Origin of the sequence: Thiofilum sp. (assembly GCF_016711335.1) — a bacterium.
Taxonomy (GTDB): Bacteria; Pseudomonadota; Gammaproteobacteria; order Thiotrichales; family Thiotrichaceae; genus Thiofilum.
In genome coordinates this window covers 3,969,541-3,985,284 of record NZ_JADJTF010000001.1, presented here as the reverse complement: position 1 = coordinate 3,985,284, position 15,744 = coordinate 3,969,541, and the positions used below count along the sequence as shown (strand labels likewise).

16 protein-coding genes are annotated in these 15,744 nt (G+C 44.4%); 13 read left to right on the top strand and 3 right to left on the bottom strand.

Annotated features, from left to right (window positions below):
* From infB to aroE, 4 genes are read left to right on the top strand one after another with little or no spacing between them, the layout of a single operon-like run.
* Window positions 1–2,943, top strand: coding sequence for a translation initiation factor IF-2 (gene infB / locus IPL34_RS18635; protein ID WP_296842999.1), 2,943 nt, complete (start codon window positions 1–3; stop codon window positions 2,941–2,943).
* Window positions 2,943–3,341, top strand: a complete 399-nt coding sequence (gene rbfA, locus IPL34_RS18630) for a 30S ribosome-binding factor RbfA (RefSeq protein ID WP_296842998.1) — start codon at window positions 2,943–2,945, stop codon at window positions 3,339–3,341. The genes infB and rbfA overlap by 1 nt, the downstream gene beginning before the upstream one ends.
* Window positions 3,342–3,344: 3 nt before the next feature.
* Complete coding sequence (truB, locus tag IPL34_RS18625; protein ID WP_296842997.1) at window positions 3,345–4,262, top strand: tRNA pseudouridine(55) synthase TruB; 918 nt, start codon at window positions 3,345–3,347, stop codon at window positions 4,260–4,262.
* 20 nt (window positions 4,263–4,282) lie between these two features.
* Window positions 4,283–5,122 carry a shikimate dehydrogenase gene (gene aroE / locus IPL34_RS18620; protein ID WP_296842996.1) on the top strand — a complete coding sequence of 280 codons (840 nt, stop codon included), beginning with the start codon at window positions 4,283–4,285 and terminating at the stop codon, window positions 5,120–5,122.
* On the opposite strand, the gene IPL34_RS18615 is transcribed toward aroE, so the two are convergent.
* The gene (locus tag IPL34_RS18615; protein ID WP_296842995.1) at window positions 5,119–6,339 is read right to left on the bottom strand and encodes an ATP-binding protein; all 1,221 of its coding nucleotides are present in this window, start codon (window positions 6,337–6,339) and stop codon (window positions 5,119–5,121) included. The genes aroE and IPL34_RS18615 overlap by 4 nt on opposite strands.
* A gap of 104 nt (window positions 6,340–6,443) precedes the next feature.
* A complete protein-coding gene (rlmJ, locus tag IPL34_RS18610; RefSeq protein WP_296842994.1) occupies window positions 6,444–7,295 on the bottom strand; it encodes a 23S rRNA (adenine(2030)-N(6))-methyltransferase RlmJ in 852 nt (283 codons plus the stop codon).
* Between the two features lie 313 nt (window positions 7,296–7,608).
* Here rlmJ and IPL34_RS18605 point away from each other — a divergent pair, with 313 nt between their 5' ends.
* Window positions 7,609–8,748, top strand: a complete 1,140-nt coding sequence (locus tag IPL34_RS18605) for an IS4 family transposase (RefSeq protein ID WP_296839273.1) — start codon at window positions 7,609–7,611, stop codon at window positions 8,746–8,748.
* 28 nt (window positions 8,749–8,776) lie between these two features.
* The gene (locus IPL34_RS18600; RefSeq protein ID WP_296842993.1) at window positions 8,777–9,100 is read left to right on the top strand and encodes a hypothetical protein; all 324 of its coding nucleotides are present in this window, start codon (window positions 8,777–8,779) and stop codon (window positions 9,098–9,100) included.
* Here IPL34_RS18600 and IPL34_RS18595 read toward each other — a convergent pair.
* Entirely contained in the window at window positions 9,097–9,699 is a 603-nt protein-coding gene (locus IPL34_RS18595) for a nucleoside triphosphate pyrophosphatase (protein WP_296842992.1), read from the bottom strand. The two genes, IPL34_RS18600 and IPL34_RS18595, sit on opposite strands and share 4 nt — an antisense overlap.
* A gap of 99 nt (window positions 9,700–9,798) precedes the next feature.
* On the opposite strand from IPL34_RS18595, the gene IPL34_RS18590 reads away from it, so the two are divergent.
* The 7 genes from IPL34_RS18590 (at window position 9,799) to IPL34_RS18560 (ending at window position 15,675) form a co-directional block, all read left to right on the top strand.
* Window positions 9,799–10,332 (top strand): YceD family protein, encoded by a 534-nt coding sequence (locus tag IPL34_RS18590; RefSeq protein WP_296842991.1) that lies wholly within the window; start codon window positions 9,799–9,801, stop codon window positions 10,330–10,332.
* Between the two features lie 6 nt (window positions 10,333–10,338).
* Window positions 10,339–10,536, top strand: a complete 198-nt coding sequence (gene rpmF, locus IPL34_RS18585; RefSeq protein ID WP_296842990.1) for a 50S ribosomal protein L32 — start codon at window positions 10,339–10,341, stop codon at window positions 10,534–10,536.
* A 100-nt stretch (window positions 10,537–10,636) separates the two neighbouring features.
* On the top strand, window positions 10,637–11,665 hold the full coding sequence (gene plsX, locus IPL34_RS18580; protein ID WP_296842989.1) for a phosphate acyltransferase PlsX: 1,029 nt from the start codon (window positions 10,637–10,639) through the stop codon (window positions 11,663–11,665).
* Window positions 11,662–12,630, top strand: coding sequence for a beta-ketoacyl-ACP synthase III (locus tag IPL34_RS18575; RefSeq protein ID WP_296842988.1), 969 nt, complete (start codon window positions 11,662–11,664; stop codon window positions 12,628–12,630). The genes plsX and IPL34_RS18575 overlap by 4 nt, the downstream gene beginning before the upstream one ends.
* Before the next feature lie 12 nt (window positions 12,631–12,642).
* Complete coding sequence (locus IPL34_RS18570) at window positions 12,643–13,128, top strand: CYTH domain-containing protein (protein ID WP_296842987.1); 486 nt, start codon at window positions 12,643–12,645, stop codon at window positions 13,126–13,128.
* An 89-nt stretch (window positions 13,129–13,217) separates the two neighbouring features.
* Window positions 13,218–14,891: a glutamine--tRNA ligase/YqeY domain fusion protein gene (locus IPL34_RS18565; RefSeq protein WP_296842986.1), complete on the top strand. Its 1,674-nt coding sequence runs from the start codon at window positions 13,218–13,220 to the stop codon at window positions 14,889–14,891.
* A 31-nt stretch (window positions 14,892–14,922) separates the two neighbouring features.
* Complete coding sequence (locus tag IPL34_RS18560) at window positions 14,923–15,675, top strand: DUF4344 domain-containing metallopeptidase (protein WP_296842985.1); 753 nt, start codon at window positions 14,923–14,925, stop codon at window positions 15,673–15,675.
* The last annotated feature ends 69 nt before the right edge of the window (window positions 15,676–15,744 follow it).

Sequence of the window (15,744 nt, the reverse complement as noted above, 5' to 3'; positions counted from 1 at the left end):
ATGTCAGATATAGCTGTTAGAAAGTTAGCCGAAATGATTAAAGCCCCTGTAGAGGTTCTCTTACGCCACCTACAGGATGCTGGCATCCGTGTAACAGGCCCTGATGATAGTATTACCGACCAGCAGAAATTAATGCTGCTAGAAAAGATGAAACAAAACCCCGATAACGCCGTTAAAAAGGGCACTGGTAAAATGACGATACAGCGTCGTGCTAGTCAAGAGTCTACTCATGCGCAACCCTCGCATGGTCGCAATCAAAACGCGAATAAGACTGTGAATGTTGAAGTACGCCGCAAAAAAGTACTCAACCGTAACCAAGACGATAATGCTTCGGTATCCAGTGTGGCAGCCGCTAAGGCTCAGGAACTAGAGGCAGCACGCAAAGTGCGTTTGGAGCGGGAGGAAATTATTCGTCGCGCTGAACAAGAGCGTCGTGAACTGCAAAGTAAGCGTATGGCGGGCAAGCCTGCTGTGGCTACGAAAGGCGAAGTGGCTAAAGAGCCTGAGCCAGTAGAGCCTGTGGTAGCGCCTGAAACTAAACCTACTGTCGTGGTGAATACTCCAAGCGTAGTAACACCGACGCCGGAAGTGCTTGCTACTCAGGTGGAGACTCCAGCAAAACCAGTGGCTGAGGTAGTAAAGGCTGAATCAAAGCCTAGCGCACCCGTAGCAAAAGCCCCTGAAGTTGTGGCGCCTGCTCCTGTCTCTGTGCCTGCTGCGCCAGCGGCAGCGGCGAGCACGGATAATAGTGCGACCGATAATGATCAATCAGGTTTAACTGCTTTAGAACAACGCGAAGCGGTTGTTGCTGCGGCACGTCAAGAAGCGGCCACTGCTTTAAAACGGCGTCCTTCTCGTCCTAAGCCTAAGGCTAAACCTTCTTTAGCGCCACGTACTACAATTGTGGAAGCCGATGATGAGGTCGAGCCTGTACTCGCTAAAGTCGTTGTGCCTAGTAAGGTAGTGGTTGAAGTAGAAAAAACAGCAGGCGAAGGGCGTACTGATAAGAAAAAGGGTGATAAAAAGCCCGCTCGTTCTAAGAATCCCCGTGATCGTGATGATGTTATTGATGCTATGCCTATGCCCAAAGGCAAGGGTGGTAAAAAACAAGGTCGCAAAGGCGTTGATGCCACTGCGAAAGCGGAGTCTAAACATGGCTTTGAGCGTCCTACTGCTCCCGTAGTGCGTGAGATTGAAATTCCATCGACTATTGTTGTCTCTGATCTGGCTCAAAAATTAGCAATTCGTGCCACTGACATCATTAAAGCGATGATGAAAATGGGCACTATGGTCACAATCAATCAGACCATCGACCAAGATACGGCCATTCTAGTTACTGAAGAGTTAGGGCACAAAGCCACTGCTATGAAAGAGGTTGATGATGCTTCTTTATTAGCAGAAGTAACGGCTAGTGCAACCTCTGAAGAAGTCACGCGTCCTCCTGTCGTGACCATTATGGGTCACGTTGATCATGGTAAAACCTCTTTACTAGATTACATTCGTAAAACTCGTGTAGCAGCAGGTGAAGCAGGCGGTATTACTCAGCATATCGGTGCTTATCATGTGGAGACTGAGCGTGGTACGGTGACTTTCTTGGATACACCCGGTCACGCGGCTTTCAGTCAAATGCGTGCACGCGGTGCTCAAGTAACTGACATCGTAGTCTTGATTGTGGCAGCCGATGATGGTGTTATGCCGCAAACCAAAGAAGCGATTAAACACGCTCGTGATGCTCAAGTACCGATAGTCGTAGCTATTAGTAAGATTGATAAGCCGCAAGCTGATCCTGAAAAAGTACTGAGTGAACTCGCCCAAAACAATGTACTCACTGAAGAGTGGGGTGGTGATGTACCCGTAGTACGTGTATCCGGTAAGTCAGGTCAAGGTGTTGACGACTTATTAGAAACCTTATTATTGGTCGCAGAAATTCAAGAATTGAAAGCATCGATTGATGCGCCTGCTAAAGGTCATGTGATTGAGGCTAGTATGGAGCGCGGTCGTGGTGCAGTCGCTACGGTCTTAGTACGTGAAGGTACTTTACGTCGTGGTGATATTTTACTGTGTGGTTCCGAGTATGGTCGGGTACGTGCCATGTTTGACGAGCGTGGACGCTCCGTTAAAGAAGCAGGGCCTTCTATTCCCGTGGCAGTGCTGGGTTTAACGGGTGCACCGCAAGCAGGTGATGAAGCGATTGTAGTCACTGATGAGCGTAAAGCGCGTGAAATCGCTGAATTGCGTAAAGAAAAGCAACGTGATACCCGTTTTGCTGCTCAGAACAGTGCTAAATTGGATATGTTCAATCAGATTCAAGCGGGTGCAACAGAACGTGCTCAATTGAACTTGATTGTCAAAGCCGATGTGCAAGGTAGCGTGGAAGCACTACGCAGCGAGTTGGTTAATCTATCTACTTCTGAAATTGAGGTGCGTGTCATTGCTTCGGGTGTGGGGGGCTTGACCGAAAACGACATTGAAATGGCATTGACCTCGAAAGCGATAGTGATTGCCTTTAACGTGCGTGCTAACTCTACAACCCGCAAATCAGCCCAAGATTCGGATATTGAGATTCGCTACTACAGCATTATTTACGATGTGATCAATGATGTTAAAGATGCGATGAGCGGTATGCTCTCTCCAGAAACGCGTGAAGTCTTTATCGGCTTGGCTGAAGTACGTAATGTGTTCCGTGCCTCTGGCTTTGGTCAGGTAGCAGGTTGCTTAGTGACTGAAGGTGTGGTGCGTCGTGGTAGCCCAATTCGTGTATTACGTAATAATGTGGTGATCTTTACGGGTGAACTAGAGTCATTGCGTCGTCATCGTGATGATGTGAAGGAAGTTCAGGTAGGTACTGAATGCGGTATTGCAGTAAAAGACTATAACGACGTTCAAGTGGGCGATCAGATTGAAGTCTTTGAAAAGATTGAAGTAGCTCGGAAAATTGCCTAATGCAAACGACGTTTTCTCGCTCAGAACGAGTAGCTGCTCAACTCAAGCGCGAATTAGCTATGCTGATTCGCAATGAGATTAAAGACCCGCGTGTCGGTATGGTGTCAATCTTAGATGTGACCCTGAGTAAAGATCTAGAGCATGCTAAAGTATGGTTCGACACTTTAGATGCTGAGCATGGTAAAGATATTGAAATTGCCTTAAACCATGCAGCAGGTTTTTTACGGCGCGAAGTGGGGCGGGCAATGAAGTTAAGAGCAGTGCCCACTTTACACTTTTTCTATGACGATACTCAGGCTAAAGGTAATGAGTTATCACGTTTGATTGAGCAAGCTGTTGCTAGTGATCGTCATGCCGATGATGATTCCGCGACGGATGTGGATACTAAAAGTAGTTGAATCTTGAGCCGTCCCCGTCGCCCTCCTTCCCGTCCCGTACACGGTATTTTATTACTCGATAAACCGTTAGGCTTATCGAGTAGCCAAGCCTTGCAACAAGTACGTTTTCTACTTAAAGCTGAAAAAGCCGGACATACGGGGAGTCTCGATCCACTAGCTTCGGGTATGTTGCCTTTGTGTTTTGGGGAAGCTACTAAGCTTTCTGCGTATTTATTAGAAGCAGATAAACGCTATCTCACCACCGCCACTTTAGGGCAAGTCAGTACCACTGGAGATAGCGAAGGTGAGCTTTCAGAGCCTGCTCCTATTCCAGAGTTGAGTCGTTATAGTGTAGAGCGCGTATTAGCCTCGTTTAGAGGTGAGATTGAACAAATCCCTCCGATGTATTCGGCGTTAAAAAAAGACGGTAAAAAGCTGTATGAGTTAGCACGGCAAGGGATTGAAGTAGAGCGTTCTAGTCGTACCGTCACAATCTCTGAGCTGACGCTAGTAGATTTTGATGAGCAGCATTTAAAGCTAGATGTGTCTTGTAGCAAAGGGACGTATATTCGTACTTTGGTTGAGGATATAGGGCAAGCCTTAGGTTGTGGAGCTTATGTATCCGCTTTACATCGTGTTGAAGTTTATCCTTTTAATGGGCTGCGCACTTATAGCTTAGACGAGCTACGTGAGCTAAATGATCAAGGTGGCGTGGCTGCTTTAGATCAATGCTTATTGCCTATGGATGCTGCTTTACCGCATCTACCTAGTGTGACCTTGCATGAGGCTCAAGTAGCTAAGATTCAACTAGGGCAAAAAATACGTTGTGAGCAACCTTCAGTGCCATTAATTAAGCTGTATGATGAAGCAGGTGTTTTCATCGGTTTAGGTGAAATTAGCGCTAATATTACCCTTCAACCCAAGCGCGTATTTGTCTTTTAATCTTATTAAGTGAGCTTTGCATGGCACATACTCTAGATCACTATGCAGTCATTGGTAATCCGGTTCAACACAGTAAATCCCCTCAAATTCATACCTTATTTGCCCAGCAAACGGCTCAAGCGCTTCAGTATGACAAATTATTAGCTCCTTTTGATGCCTTTACGGCGACGGTTCAGTCCTTTCGTGCAGCGGGTGGTAAGGGTTGCAATGTGACCGTACCGTTTAAACAAGAAGCTTGGACGTTAGCGACTGAGCGCTCGGCGTATGCTGAACGAGCCGGTGCGGTCAATACGCTTAGTTTTCATGCCGATGGCTCAATTTGGGGGGCTAATACAGATGGTATCGGTTTAGTTCGTGACCTTATGCAAAATCAAGGTTTAGTACTGAAGCAAAAACGGATTTTAATCCTAGGGGCAGGTGGCGCGGTACGTGGAGTGTTGCAGCCATTATTGGAGCAACAACCTGCTGAGCTGGTGATTGCTAATCGTACTGTGAGTAAGGCGCATGAGTTGGCTCAGGCCTTTGCTGATTTAGGTCAAGTATCAGGTTGTAGTTTTGAAGCCGTAATAGGTAGGTTTGATGTAATTATTAACGGTACTTCGGCGAGCTTGCAGGGTGAGTTGCCACCTATACCCACCACTTGCATCAATGCTGAGACTTTTTGTTATGACATGATGTATAGCGCTAAACCCACTGTGTTTATGCAATGGGCAGCAGAGCAGGGCGCTAATCAAGTCGTGGATGGCTTAGGTATGTTAGTGGAACAGGCAGCAGAAGCGTTTTATATTTGGCGCGGTGTGCGACCTGAAACACAACCTGTATTGCAACAATTGATGATGGAATTAAAAGCTAAGAATTAGCCTGCCAACACTCCAAATGGTACTGCCCACAATTTTACTCCATCCTTTTCTCCAAATGGCAGTACTCTGTCACCCGAATAAAATACAATACCCTGCAATACCTTTCCCTGATTCTGTTCAATAAAATACTGGATGTGACGAAAGTCTTGCAGGGTGACTGTATATGCAGCTTTCACCTCAATTGGAATTAAGCCTTTACCATTATCTAAAATAAAATCAATTTCTTTACCGTCCTGAGTACGATAAAAGCTAATATCTACAGGCTGTTTAGCATAAGTATTGGCTTTGACTAACTCACTGAGGATAAAAGTTTCATAGATCGCGCCGCGTTGTAAGGATTGATTTAGCTCATCAGTAGCCATAATACGTAGCAAGTGACACAAAATACCAGTATCTAGCATAAAAACTTTGGGCATTTTAATTAAGCGTTTAGCTTCATTGGTAAACCAAGGCTTAAGCACGGCTACTTGGTAAGTATTTTTTAAAATACTCAAATAATTATCTAGGGTTTTAGTATCTATGCTAGATTCTTTAGCCAATTCTGATTTATTTAATAAATTAGCACTACGCAATGCCAATAATAAATACAAGCGCATAAAGCTATCTAAGTTACGAATATTACCTACATCATGTAAATCACGCTCTATATAAGTGCGAATATAAGAACTAAACCACAACATGCGAGTTTTAGCATGCGTTATGGTTTGTACTTCAGGAAAACCACCTTTGATAAGGTGTGAGGGTATATCAATACTGTGCTCTAGTGAAGAAAAGTGTGTATCACTAAATAAGTGATCAAGCACATTAAAATTAGTAGCGTAAATCTCACTGAGATTAAAGCCATACAAATCGACTATGCCAATACGTCCAGCCAAGGAATCCGATAAATCCCGAAAGCCTTGTAAACTGCTAGAGCCTGTTAAAACAAATTGCCCTGCACGACGATCTAAGTCAATTTGCTCTTTAATCGCTACAAATAATTCGGGTACACGCTGGATTTCATCAATAATCACAGGTTTAGTTAGGCTTAGAATAAAACCTTTAGGGTCTGCTTTTGCGCTTTGATAGGTGGCGATGTCATCTAAAGTCACATAATTTTCAATACCTAGTTGCAAAGCCAAGGTGGATTTACCCACCTGTCGCGCTCCCGTAATCAGCAAAGAAGGAAAATGCATCAAATAGGCTTGAACATCGGCAAGGATATGGCGTTTTAACATAGCTAATCCTGTAAATTATAGGAATATACTCCCATAATTTACAGGATTAGTATTTGAGTGACTAGAGTAACGATGATACAGAGCTACACTAGGATTAATACTGCTTAGGTTGGTGCTTTTAACCACTCTACTGTCCAACTCGCGTGTTCATCTTGAGCAAGTATGTTGGTTAGGGGGGGTAAAATACTTTCTAGTTGTGTATCTAATTGCCACGGTGCATTGACAATCAACATGCCAGAGCCGTACATACCAAAATCACTATTTGCCCCTTTTACATGCAATTCCACTTTTAATAAATTGCTATAAGCGCCTTGCTTAATTTTACGCAGCATAGTGTCGCTGTGATCACGTTTACTCGCCAAAATCGGATACCACACCGCATAAATACCCGTTGCCCAACGCTTATAAGCTTGGGCTAGTGTCTCTGTTACCAGCATATAGTCTTGCTTAAGCTCATAAGGTGGATCAATCAGAACTAAGCCCCGTTTAAGTAAGGGAGGGACACGCGCCAGTAGTTCCTTAAACCCATCATTAACTACTAGAGTAACCTGTTTTGAGTGTCGCAAATTATTTTTGAGTAAATTCTTATCATCAGGATGCAATTCAGTTAAAACCAATTGCTCAGTTGACCTGACTAATGTTTGAGCAATCCAAGGTGAACCCGGATAATAACTGAGTGTTGCATTAGGATTTAAGCCTTGGATACAAGCAAAATAAGTCGTTAATTGAGGTAACTGTGCTCGATGAGACCAGAGTTTGTGAATGCCTAAGGACGCTTCCCCTGTTTTAGTAGACCATTCAGAATCTAAACGATATAACCCCGCTCCCGCATGGGTGTCGATATAGCAGTATGGCTTGGGCTTTTGATTGAGGCTATTTAAAATTAAAGTAAGGGCGGCGTGTTTTAAAATATCTGCGTGATTGCCCGCATGGAAAGCATGACGATAGCTAAGCATAAATAATGATTTACCTAAGAGTTGAAGCGCTACATGCTAGCGAAAAAAGCACTGCGTAGCGAACAGGGAAAGGCTATTCTCATGTTTGTGATGTGTATAAATATCAGGCATGTGTTAGACATTGAATAAACACTGAAGTCAGAGTCTTATGTGCATGGGTGGAATGTTGAGGGAAGTAATATGAAGATTTTATATCAATCTACTCTGTACACGACAAAACCACTAACTTATTGATTTAGCATGTTTGTCATGGAGATGGTGAAAGTCCACCGCTCCTATGTTTTACTCTCTAGTTACCACACAGGAGAGCAAAATGGATCTGAGCGATGGACTACGTGACAGTTTAAAAGCCCACTTGAGTTGGGGCAAGCCCCGTTTGGATTGTTTTGTGGGAATGCTGCATACTTTGCTGAGTGCGCGACAAATGAATTTGGCGTTGTTGGCGGTACACATAGATTCTGACACCGACATTGGTTCCCGCTATCGACGGATGCAACGCTTTTTTAGCCAAGTGTTCTTTAATTACAATGACATTGCCCATTTTCTTATGGGAATGTTCGCCTTTAGTGGTCAACAATACTACCTCACACTCGACAGAACCAACTGGAAATGGGGCAAATCCAACCTCAATCTCCTGACTTTGGCGGTTGTTTACCAAGGTGCGGCTATCCCCGTTTACTGGATGGTGTTGAACAAACGCGGTAATTCTAACCAACGTGAACGTATTGCCCTGCTGCAACGATTTATCAGCCAATTCGGGCGCAACAACATCTTGGGTGTGTTGGCTGACCGTGAGTTTATTGGTGGTCAATGGTGGAAGTGGTTGTCTTCCAAAGAGATTCCCTACTTGATTCGTATCAAGGGTAATCAGTTGATGACCGACAAACACAAAAAAGAGGCGCATGTCCGCTCGCTGTTTGCCAACCTCAAGCCGGGTAAACGGCGCGTTCTCCGTCACCGTCGCGACGTTAGCGGGGAATGGGTTTGGCTCAGTGGCTCAAAGCTGCCCAGTGGTGAGTTGTTGATTATCGCCAGCAACCACTACACGGCTGATCCCATTGGCACTTATCGGCTACGTTGGGAAATTGAAAACCTGTTCCAATGCTTGAAAGGGCGTGGTTTTCACATGGAAGCCACTCACTTCACCAAACCCCCTCGCATCAAAAAGATGATGGCGTTGCTTGCCATTGGCTTCTGTTGGGCGCACAAAGTCGGCGAATGGAAGGAAAAAGCCGTCAAGCCTTTGAAGACGAAAAAACATGGACGCAAAGAGCAAAGTGTCTTCCGTTACGGCTTGGACTACTTGACCGATTTATTGAATGGAAGGGTACGGGAAAAAGTGGATAGGCTTAGGCTGCTGCTTCTGTTCCTTTGTCCACCACAATTCATGGCGATCGAGGATGGACGGATGAAACTCAGGCGATTTTCTTTTGAAAAAGATTCAATGAGTTAAGCGAATTGTCGTGTACAGAGATCAATCTATGATTGGGATCATAGCAATATGGCTATTAAGTGCTGGCGTACAAGCAGCAGGGTCAGGTGGCACTGTGAGCTTAAGAGCCGTGATGCCCGGAGGAGCGCCGTTAATGCGTCCGGTAGCATGGAAAATTTATGAGCTTAGGAATAATCGTAAATTGTTTGCCACCGGCTTTAATCGTCATTCGGGAGTAATCGATCTGCCACAGGGTAATTATGTTGCTGAGATTATTTTTAGTGGTATCCGGTACGAGCAGCCCTTTACTTTAAAGCCGCATCATGATGTCGATGTGACTATTTCAGTTCAAAGTGAGACGCGAGTATTTTAAAGAGCTAAAGGCAGCGTTATACCTTGTTGTTGTAAAAAGTCGGTCAAACGAATCAATGGTAAACCAATCAGTGCACTGGGGTCGTCGCCCTGCATTTTTTCAAATAGAGTTACACCTAACCCTTCTGATTTAAAGCTACCTGCACATTGATAGGGCTGTTCCCGTTGTAGATAGTGTTCAATCATCTGCTCGGTTAAGGGACGAAATTTGACGCCATAGCGTATTACATCCACCTGATAACTATGAGTATGTGTGTTTAATAGGCATAAGCCTGTTAGAAATTCGACATATTGATTAGAGGAGGCTTGGAGTTGTGCTACTGCATTAATATGAGTATGAGGTTTTCCTAGAATTTGTTCATTTAGTACGGCCACTTGATCAGACCCTATAATAAGAGCATCCGTATAGTGTGCTTGTACCGCTTGAGCTTTGGCTAAAGCTAGACGAGCTACTAAGTCATAGGCAGACTCATGAGGTAGTGGACTTTCATCGATATTCGGAGAAGCGCATACAAAAGGAATTTGCAAGCGTTGCAGGAGTTCTTGGCGAAATTTAGAGGTTGAGGCTAGGACTAAAACGGGAGGTTGAGAATTCATCATGAGTTTGTTACAAATTAGCGCTAGGAAGTAATAAAAAGCTCCCCATCATAGTGATTTTTCTTTACACTTGCATCCCCATCTTCATATAATCGCGCCCTTATGTTGAATAGGTTACCCGTTGAAATTAATCCCTTTCGCTACGTTGAGCAGCGCCGTGAACTCAGTGGCATTATGCCTCTGCGTGAAATGTTGCGTTTAGCTGAGTTAGCCGTAGATACCCGTGGTGATTTTCAAGTGGAATTAACCTTTGGCTTATCTGAAACCCATTTACCTATGGTTACAGGTACGATCCAAGGGGAGCTTCAAGTGGAATGCCAACGTTGTTTACAACCGATGGCATTAAGCATTGATCACTCAGTTGCAGTGGTTTTTACCCGCTCTGAAACAGACCGTCGCCCAGAAGAGGCAGGGTATGAAAGTTGGGTAGTAGAAGACGATAGCCTATATTTGCGTGATTTTGTGGAAGATGAGTTATTACTCGCTATGCCACTGATACCACGCCATGATTCCTGTCAGCCCATAAAGCCCTTAATTGAGGGGTATGAGGATGATGCGGTAGATAATGAATCTGCTCCAACGGAAGAAAAACAACATCCGTTTGCAGTATTAAAGAATTGGAAAAAATCGGAGTAAGCTAATATGGCAGTCGCTCAAACCCGTATGTCACGTTCTAAGCGTGATATGCGTCGTGCTCATGATGCACTTAAAAATCGTGCTCTTTCAGTGGATCCTGTATCAGGTGAAACCCATTTACGTCACCATATGACTCCAGACGGATTCTATCGTGGTCGTCAAATCATTAAGACGGCTGTTGAAGTGGAAGAGGTCCAAGAGTAAGCACAAGTCTTTGGGGGTATAAGATTACTTTTACCCCTAAAAATATTTAAAATCGCGGGCTTGTCCCGCGATTTTTTTTGGATTGTATGTTGGATGAATTATGGCTAACAAATACCGTATTGCGTTAGATGCAATGGGGGGTGATCATGGGCTTGAGGTCACTGTTCCGGCGGCTTTAAAAGCATTGGCAGCTCATGCAGACATCGAATTAATACTGGTAGGGGACGAGGCACAAATTCATGATGCCCTAGCCAAACATAAAACTACTCTCTCAGAACGGCTACAGATCAAAATAGCCAGCCAAGTGGTGGCTATGGATGAATCACCGACCAGTGCCCTTAAGAATAAAAAAGACTCGTCCATGCGAGTAGCCATTAATTTGGTAAAAGAGGGGATAGCAGATGCGGCGGTGAGTGCGGGTAATACAGGCGCTCTAATGGCAACCGCACGCTTTGTATTAAAAATGCTACCGGGGATTGATCGCCCTGCTATTTGCACAGTATTACCCTCTATTGATGGGCATACTCATATGCTGGATCTAGGGGCTAATGTCGATTCGTCCGCAGAGCACCTGTATCAATTTGCCTTAATGGGGTCAGAGTTAGCCAAAGCGATTGATGATATTGAAGCGCCTAAGGTAGGGCTGCTTAATATTGGTCAGGAAGAAATTAAAGGTAATGAACAAGTCAAAGCCGCCCATGCACTCTTAGCCAAGTCACCCCTTAACTATATTGGTTATGTAGAAGGCGATGATATTTATCTAGGTGATGTTGATGTCGTGGTTTGTGATGGCTTTGTGGGTAATGTGGCGCTAAAGAATTCCGAGGGGGTGGCAAAAATGATTGCTACCCTGCTTAAAGAGGGGTTCAAACGTAATTTATTGACTAAATTAGCGGGTTTAATTGCCTTGCCTGTGTTGACACGATTCCGGCGTCAAGTGGATCCCCGCAGCTATAATGGCGCGAGTTTGTTGGGATTACGTGGTATTGTGGTGAAAAGTCATGGAGGTGCGGATAGTTTTGCTTTTGCGAATGCTATTGGCATTGCCCGTACCGAAATTATTAAGAAAGTACCACAGCGCATTGATAAACAAATTGAAGCGCTCTTAGCTGCTAGAGTGGAGGCATGATGTATTCACGTATTACAGGCACGGGTAGCTATCTACCACCACGCATTATGACTAATCGTGATCTAGCGCAATTCGTGGATACTACTGATGAATGGATAGTGGAGCGCACGGGTATTCGTCAACGCCATATAGTTGAGAATGAGTCAGCCTGTGATTTAGCTGAAATGGCAGCACGCCGAGCCTTAGAAATGGCTGGACGCCAGCCTAATGAAGTCGATTTAATTGTCTTAGGAACTTCAACTCCAGACCTCATTTTCCCTAGTACAGCTTGTCTTTTACAAGGCCGCTTAGGTATTACCAATGGGGGCGCTGCCTTTGATGTTAATGCCGCTTGCTCTGGTTTTACTTATGCGCTGAGTGTGGCTGATAAGTTTGTGCGTAGTGGTGCGAGTAAATGTGCCTTAGTAGTAGGTGCTGAAACCATGTCGCGCTTATTGGATTGGACTGATCGTGGGACTTGCGTATTATTTGGCGATGGCGCGGGTGCTTTAGTGTTAGAGCCTAGTGCTGAGCCGGGTATTTATTCTACTCATATTCATTCCGAAGGCAGTTACGAAGAACTACTCAATGTCGCCGCAGGCGTATCCCGTAATCGTGATGTGCTATTAGCAGGTAAAGCATTCTTGCGTATGAAAGGTAATGAAGTATTCCGTATGGCAGTGACGACCTTAGGGCGCATTGTGGAGGAAACTTTAGAAGCTAATCATATGACTAAAGCAGATGTGGATTGGTTAGTGCCTCATCAAGCTAATATCCGTATTATTCAAGCGACCGCTAAAAAACTTGATATGCCGATGGAGCGTGTCGTTGTGACGGTGGGTGAGCAGGGTAATACTTCGGCTGCCTCGATTCCAATTGCTTTTGATACCGCAGTACGCGATGGACGTATTCAACGCGGGCAGACGGTGTTATTAGAAGCCTTTGGGGGCGGATTTACATGGGGTTCGGCATTAGTGCGATTCTAAAAGGACAGTAAAATGGCCACTGAAATTGAGCGTAAGTTTTTAGTTATTTCTGATACTTGGCGTTTACAAGTACAGCGCTCAGAGCAGTTTCGCCAAGGCTATTTAAGTAATAATCCTACTGCCTCAGTGCGTATTCGTATTGAGAATGACCAAGCGAATCTTAATATTAAAGGCATGACTATTGGCGTGACACGCACTGAGTATGAATACGCTATCCCCTTAAAAGATGCGCAAGAGCTATTGAGTACTTTATGTCTGCCGCCCCTCATAGAAAAAACCCGCCATTATATCGACTACGCTGGCAAGGTCTGGGAAGTCGATGAGTTTCATGGCGATAATCAAGGTTTGGTGGTGGCAGAAGTAGAATTAAATGAGGCTAATGAAGCCTTTGAGCTACCGGATTGGGCAGGCAAAGAGGTTTCGCTTGAGCCACGCTATTATAATGTGCGTTTAACACAATATCCTTATCGACAGTGGTCAGACGCTGAAAAAGCCTAAACGCTTAGCTACCTTAAGGCTGTGCTAGACAGCTATCTATAACCATAGTCTAATCACTACCATTCTTTTACAAGGGTCCTATTTCCATCATGAGCGAGACCAATAAACCATTAAATTTTATCGAGCGTATTGTTGAAGACGATTTAGCCAGTGGCAAAGTGACCCAAGTGCATACTCGTTTTCCCCCAGAACCCAATGGCTACTTACATTTAGGTCATGCCAAATCAATTTGGCTGAATTTTGGGCTAGCTCAGCGTTATGGTGGGGTGTGCAATTTACGTATGGACGATACTAATCCAGCCAAAGAAGATGAGGAATATGTCGAGTCCATCCAACGCGATGTGCAATGGTTGGGTTATCAATGGGAGGGAGAGGTACGCTATGCCTCAGACTACTTTGACCAACTGTATCAATGGGCTATTTACCTGATTGAGCAAGGTAAAGCCTATGTCTGCGATTTAAGTGCTGAGGAAATGCGCCAATATCGTGGCACACTGACCGAGGTAGGCAAAGATAGTCCCTATCGCAAGCGCACGGTTGAAGAAAATTTAGCGCTATTTGAGAAAATGCGTGCAGGCGAGTTTGAAGAGGGTGCTTGTGCTTTACGTGTTAAAATCGATATGGCATCCCCTAATATCAATTTACGTGATCCGGTGATTTATCGGATTAAAAAGGCATCGCACCATCAAACCGGCGATAAATGGTGTATTTATCCCTCCTATGACTATGCACATGGGCAAAGCGATGCTATTGAGGGGATTACTCATTCGATCTGTACTTTAGAGTTTGAAGATCACCGTCCGCTGTATGAGTGGTTCATTGAGAATCTTCCTGTTCCTGCAACACCGCATCAATATGAGTTTTCACGCCTCAATGTGAATTATACCGTCACGAGTAAGCGTAAACTCAAACAACTGGTCGATGAAAAGCATGTAGATGGTTGGAATGATCCGCGTATGCCTACTATTGCGGGGATGCGCCGCCGAGGGTTCACGCCTAAAGCCTTACGTGATTTTTGTGAAATGGCAGGGGTAACTAAAGTTGAAGGTGTCGTTGATATTGGCATGCTCGAACATGCTATTCGTGAAGACCTCAATGAACATTCACCGCGTGCTATGTGTGTCTTAGAGCCTTTAAAAGTGGTGTTAGTGAATTATCCAGCCGATAAAACTGAAACCATGACCGCTCCTAATCACCCACAAAATGAAGCCTTTGGGGTGCGTGAATTGCCCTTTAGCCGTGAAATTTGGATTGAAAAAGACGATTTCCGTGAGGAAGCCAATAAGCAATATAAGCGTTTAGTCCTTGGTAAGCGGGTACGGTTGCGCAATGCCTATGTGATTGAAGCGGTTGAAGCGATTAAGGATGCAGCCGGTCATATTACTGAGGTACACGCTAAAGTGATTGAAGATACCTTAGGCAAAGATCCAGTCGATGGTGTTAAGGCTAAAGGCGTGATTCACTGGGTCGATGCTCGCACGAATGTTGAGTGTGAAGTGCGCCTGTATGATCGTCTGTTTACAGATGTAGCACCGGATGCGGGTGGCAAGAACTTTCTTGACTATATGAATCCTAATAGTTTAGTGATTTTACAAGGCTGTAAAGGTGAGATACAGTTGGCGCACGCTGATACGGAAACACGCTATCAGTTTGAACGTCAAGGGTATTTTATTCAGGATGCTAAGTATTCTAAACCAAGTAGTTTGGTCTTTAATCGCGTGATTAGTCTAAAAGATACTTGGGAAAAAAGTACTACTGCGTAGCCGTTTAATCGAGTAGATAAGGATAGCTAATATGTTGAGATGGTTAAGGATTTTAAGTTTGATGTTGTGCTTGGGTATTACGACTACTCAAGCTAAAGATCTAGCCGTAGTGTACGAGCCATCTAAAACTTACGATGCTATTCGCCAATCCTTGCAATCCTCAGAGAGCTTTCAGGAGCTTATCAGTGCTCTCAATGAGAGTCTGAAGCTCCCGAAAGGCTTAAAAATTGTTTTTAATGGCAAAGAGGACGAGGACGCTGCCTATGATCCTGACGCTAAGCAAATCATCGTATCCTATGCTTTTGTAAATGAGATTAAGGACTTATATACCGATAATAAGGCTGATATTGAAGGTACGCCTACAGAAGCGGCTATTGATGTCATGATTTATATTCTGATTCATGAAATCGCTCATGCCTTGATTCATAACTATGATTTACCGATTGTGGGTAAAGAAGAAGATGCGGCGGATAGTCTATCTAGCGTCATACTCAGCGAGTATTTTGAGAATGGTCAGGAAGTGGTACTCACAGCGGCCGATTTCTTTGACCTAATCAGTGCTGATCGCAAAGAGTTCACTGAAGAGGACTTTTGGGATGAGCACAGTTTAGATGAACAGCGTTTTTATAATGCGCTCTGTCATGTGTATGGTAGTGATCCTAAAAAATATGCTGAGATAAAAAAGCTAGCGGGTTTTCCTACAGAGCGTGCGGAGTTATGTATTGAAGAGTACGCTAAGCTAGTGGATAGTTGGTCGGTTTTGCTCAAACCCTATTCAAAATAAGCTGATACAGTTGTTTCAAAGCAAGCCCTAGATGAGTTAAGACGGGTTCTAAATCGTCTTGGGTTTGCG

Excerpts from the sequence above, each read along its gene's own strand:
- infB (WP_296842999.1), top strand. The coding sequence starts at position 1 with ATGTCAGATATAGCTGTTAGAAAGTTAGCCGAAATGATTAAAGCCCCT.
- rbfA (WP_296842998.1), top strand. The coding sequence starts at position 2,943 with ATGCAAACGACGTTTTCTCGCTCAGAACGAGTAGCTGCTCAACTCAAG.
- aroE (WP_296842996.1), top strand. The coding sequence starts at position 4,283 with ATGGCACATACTCTAGATCACTATGCAGTCATTGGTAATCCGGTTCAA.
- IPL34_RS18615 (WP_296842995.1), bottom strand. The coding sequence starts at position 6,339 with ATGTTAAAACGCCATATCCTTGCCGATGTTCAAGCCTATTTGATGCAT.
- rlmJ (WP_296842994.1), bottom strand. The coding sequence starts at position 7,295 with ATGCTTAGCTATCGTCATGCTTTCCATGCGGGCAATCACGCAGATATT.
- IPL34_RS18605 (WP_296839273.1), top strand. The coding sequence starts at position 7,609 with ATGGATCTGAGCGATGGACTACGTGACAGTTTAAAAGCCCACTTGAGT.
- IPL34_RS18600 (WP_296842993.1), top strand. The coding sequence starts at position 8,777 with ATGATTGGGATCATAGCAATATGGCTATTAAGTGCTGGCGTACAAGCA.
- IPL34_RS18595 (WP_296842992.1), bottom strand. The coding sequence starts at position 9,699 with ATGATGAATTCTCAACCTCCCGTTTTAGTCCTAGCCTCAACCTCTAAA.
- IPL34_RS18590 (WP_296842991.1), top strand. The coding sequence starts at position 9,799 with ATGTTGAATAGGTTACCCGTTGAAATTAATCCCTTTCGCTACGTTGAG.
- rpmF (WP_296842990.1), top strand. The coding sequence starts at position 10,339 with ATGGCAGTCGCTCAAACCCGTATGTCACGTTCTAAGCGTGATATGCGT.
- plsX (WP_296842989.1), top strand. The coding sequence starts at position 10,637 with ATGGCTAACAAATACCGTATTGCGTTAGATGCAATGGGGGGTGATCAT.
- IPL34_RS18575 (WP_296842988.1), top strand. The coding sequence starts at position 11,662 with ATGATGTATTCACGTATTACAGGCACGGGTAGCTATCTACCACCACGC.
- IPL34_RS18570 (WP_296842987.1), top strand. The coding sequence starts at position 12,643 with ATGGCCACTGAAATTGAGCGTAAGTTTTTAGTTATTTCTGATACTTGG.
- IPL34_RS18565 (WP_296842986.1), top strand. The coding sequence starts at position 13,218 with ATGAGCGAGACCAATAAACCATTAAATTTTATCGAGCGTATTGTTGAA.
- IPL34_RS18560 (WP_296842985.1), top strand. The coding sequence starts at position 14,923 with ATGTTGAGATGGTTAAGGATTTTAAGTTTGATGTTGTGCTTGGGTATT.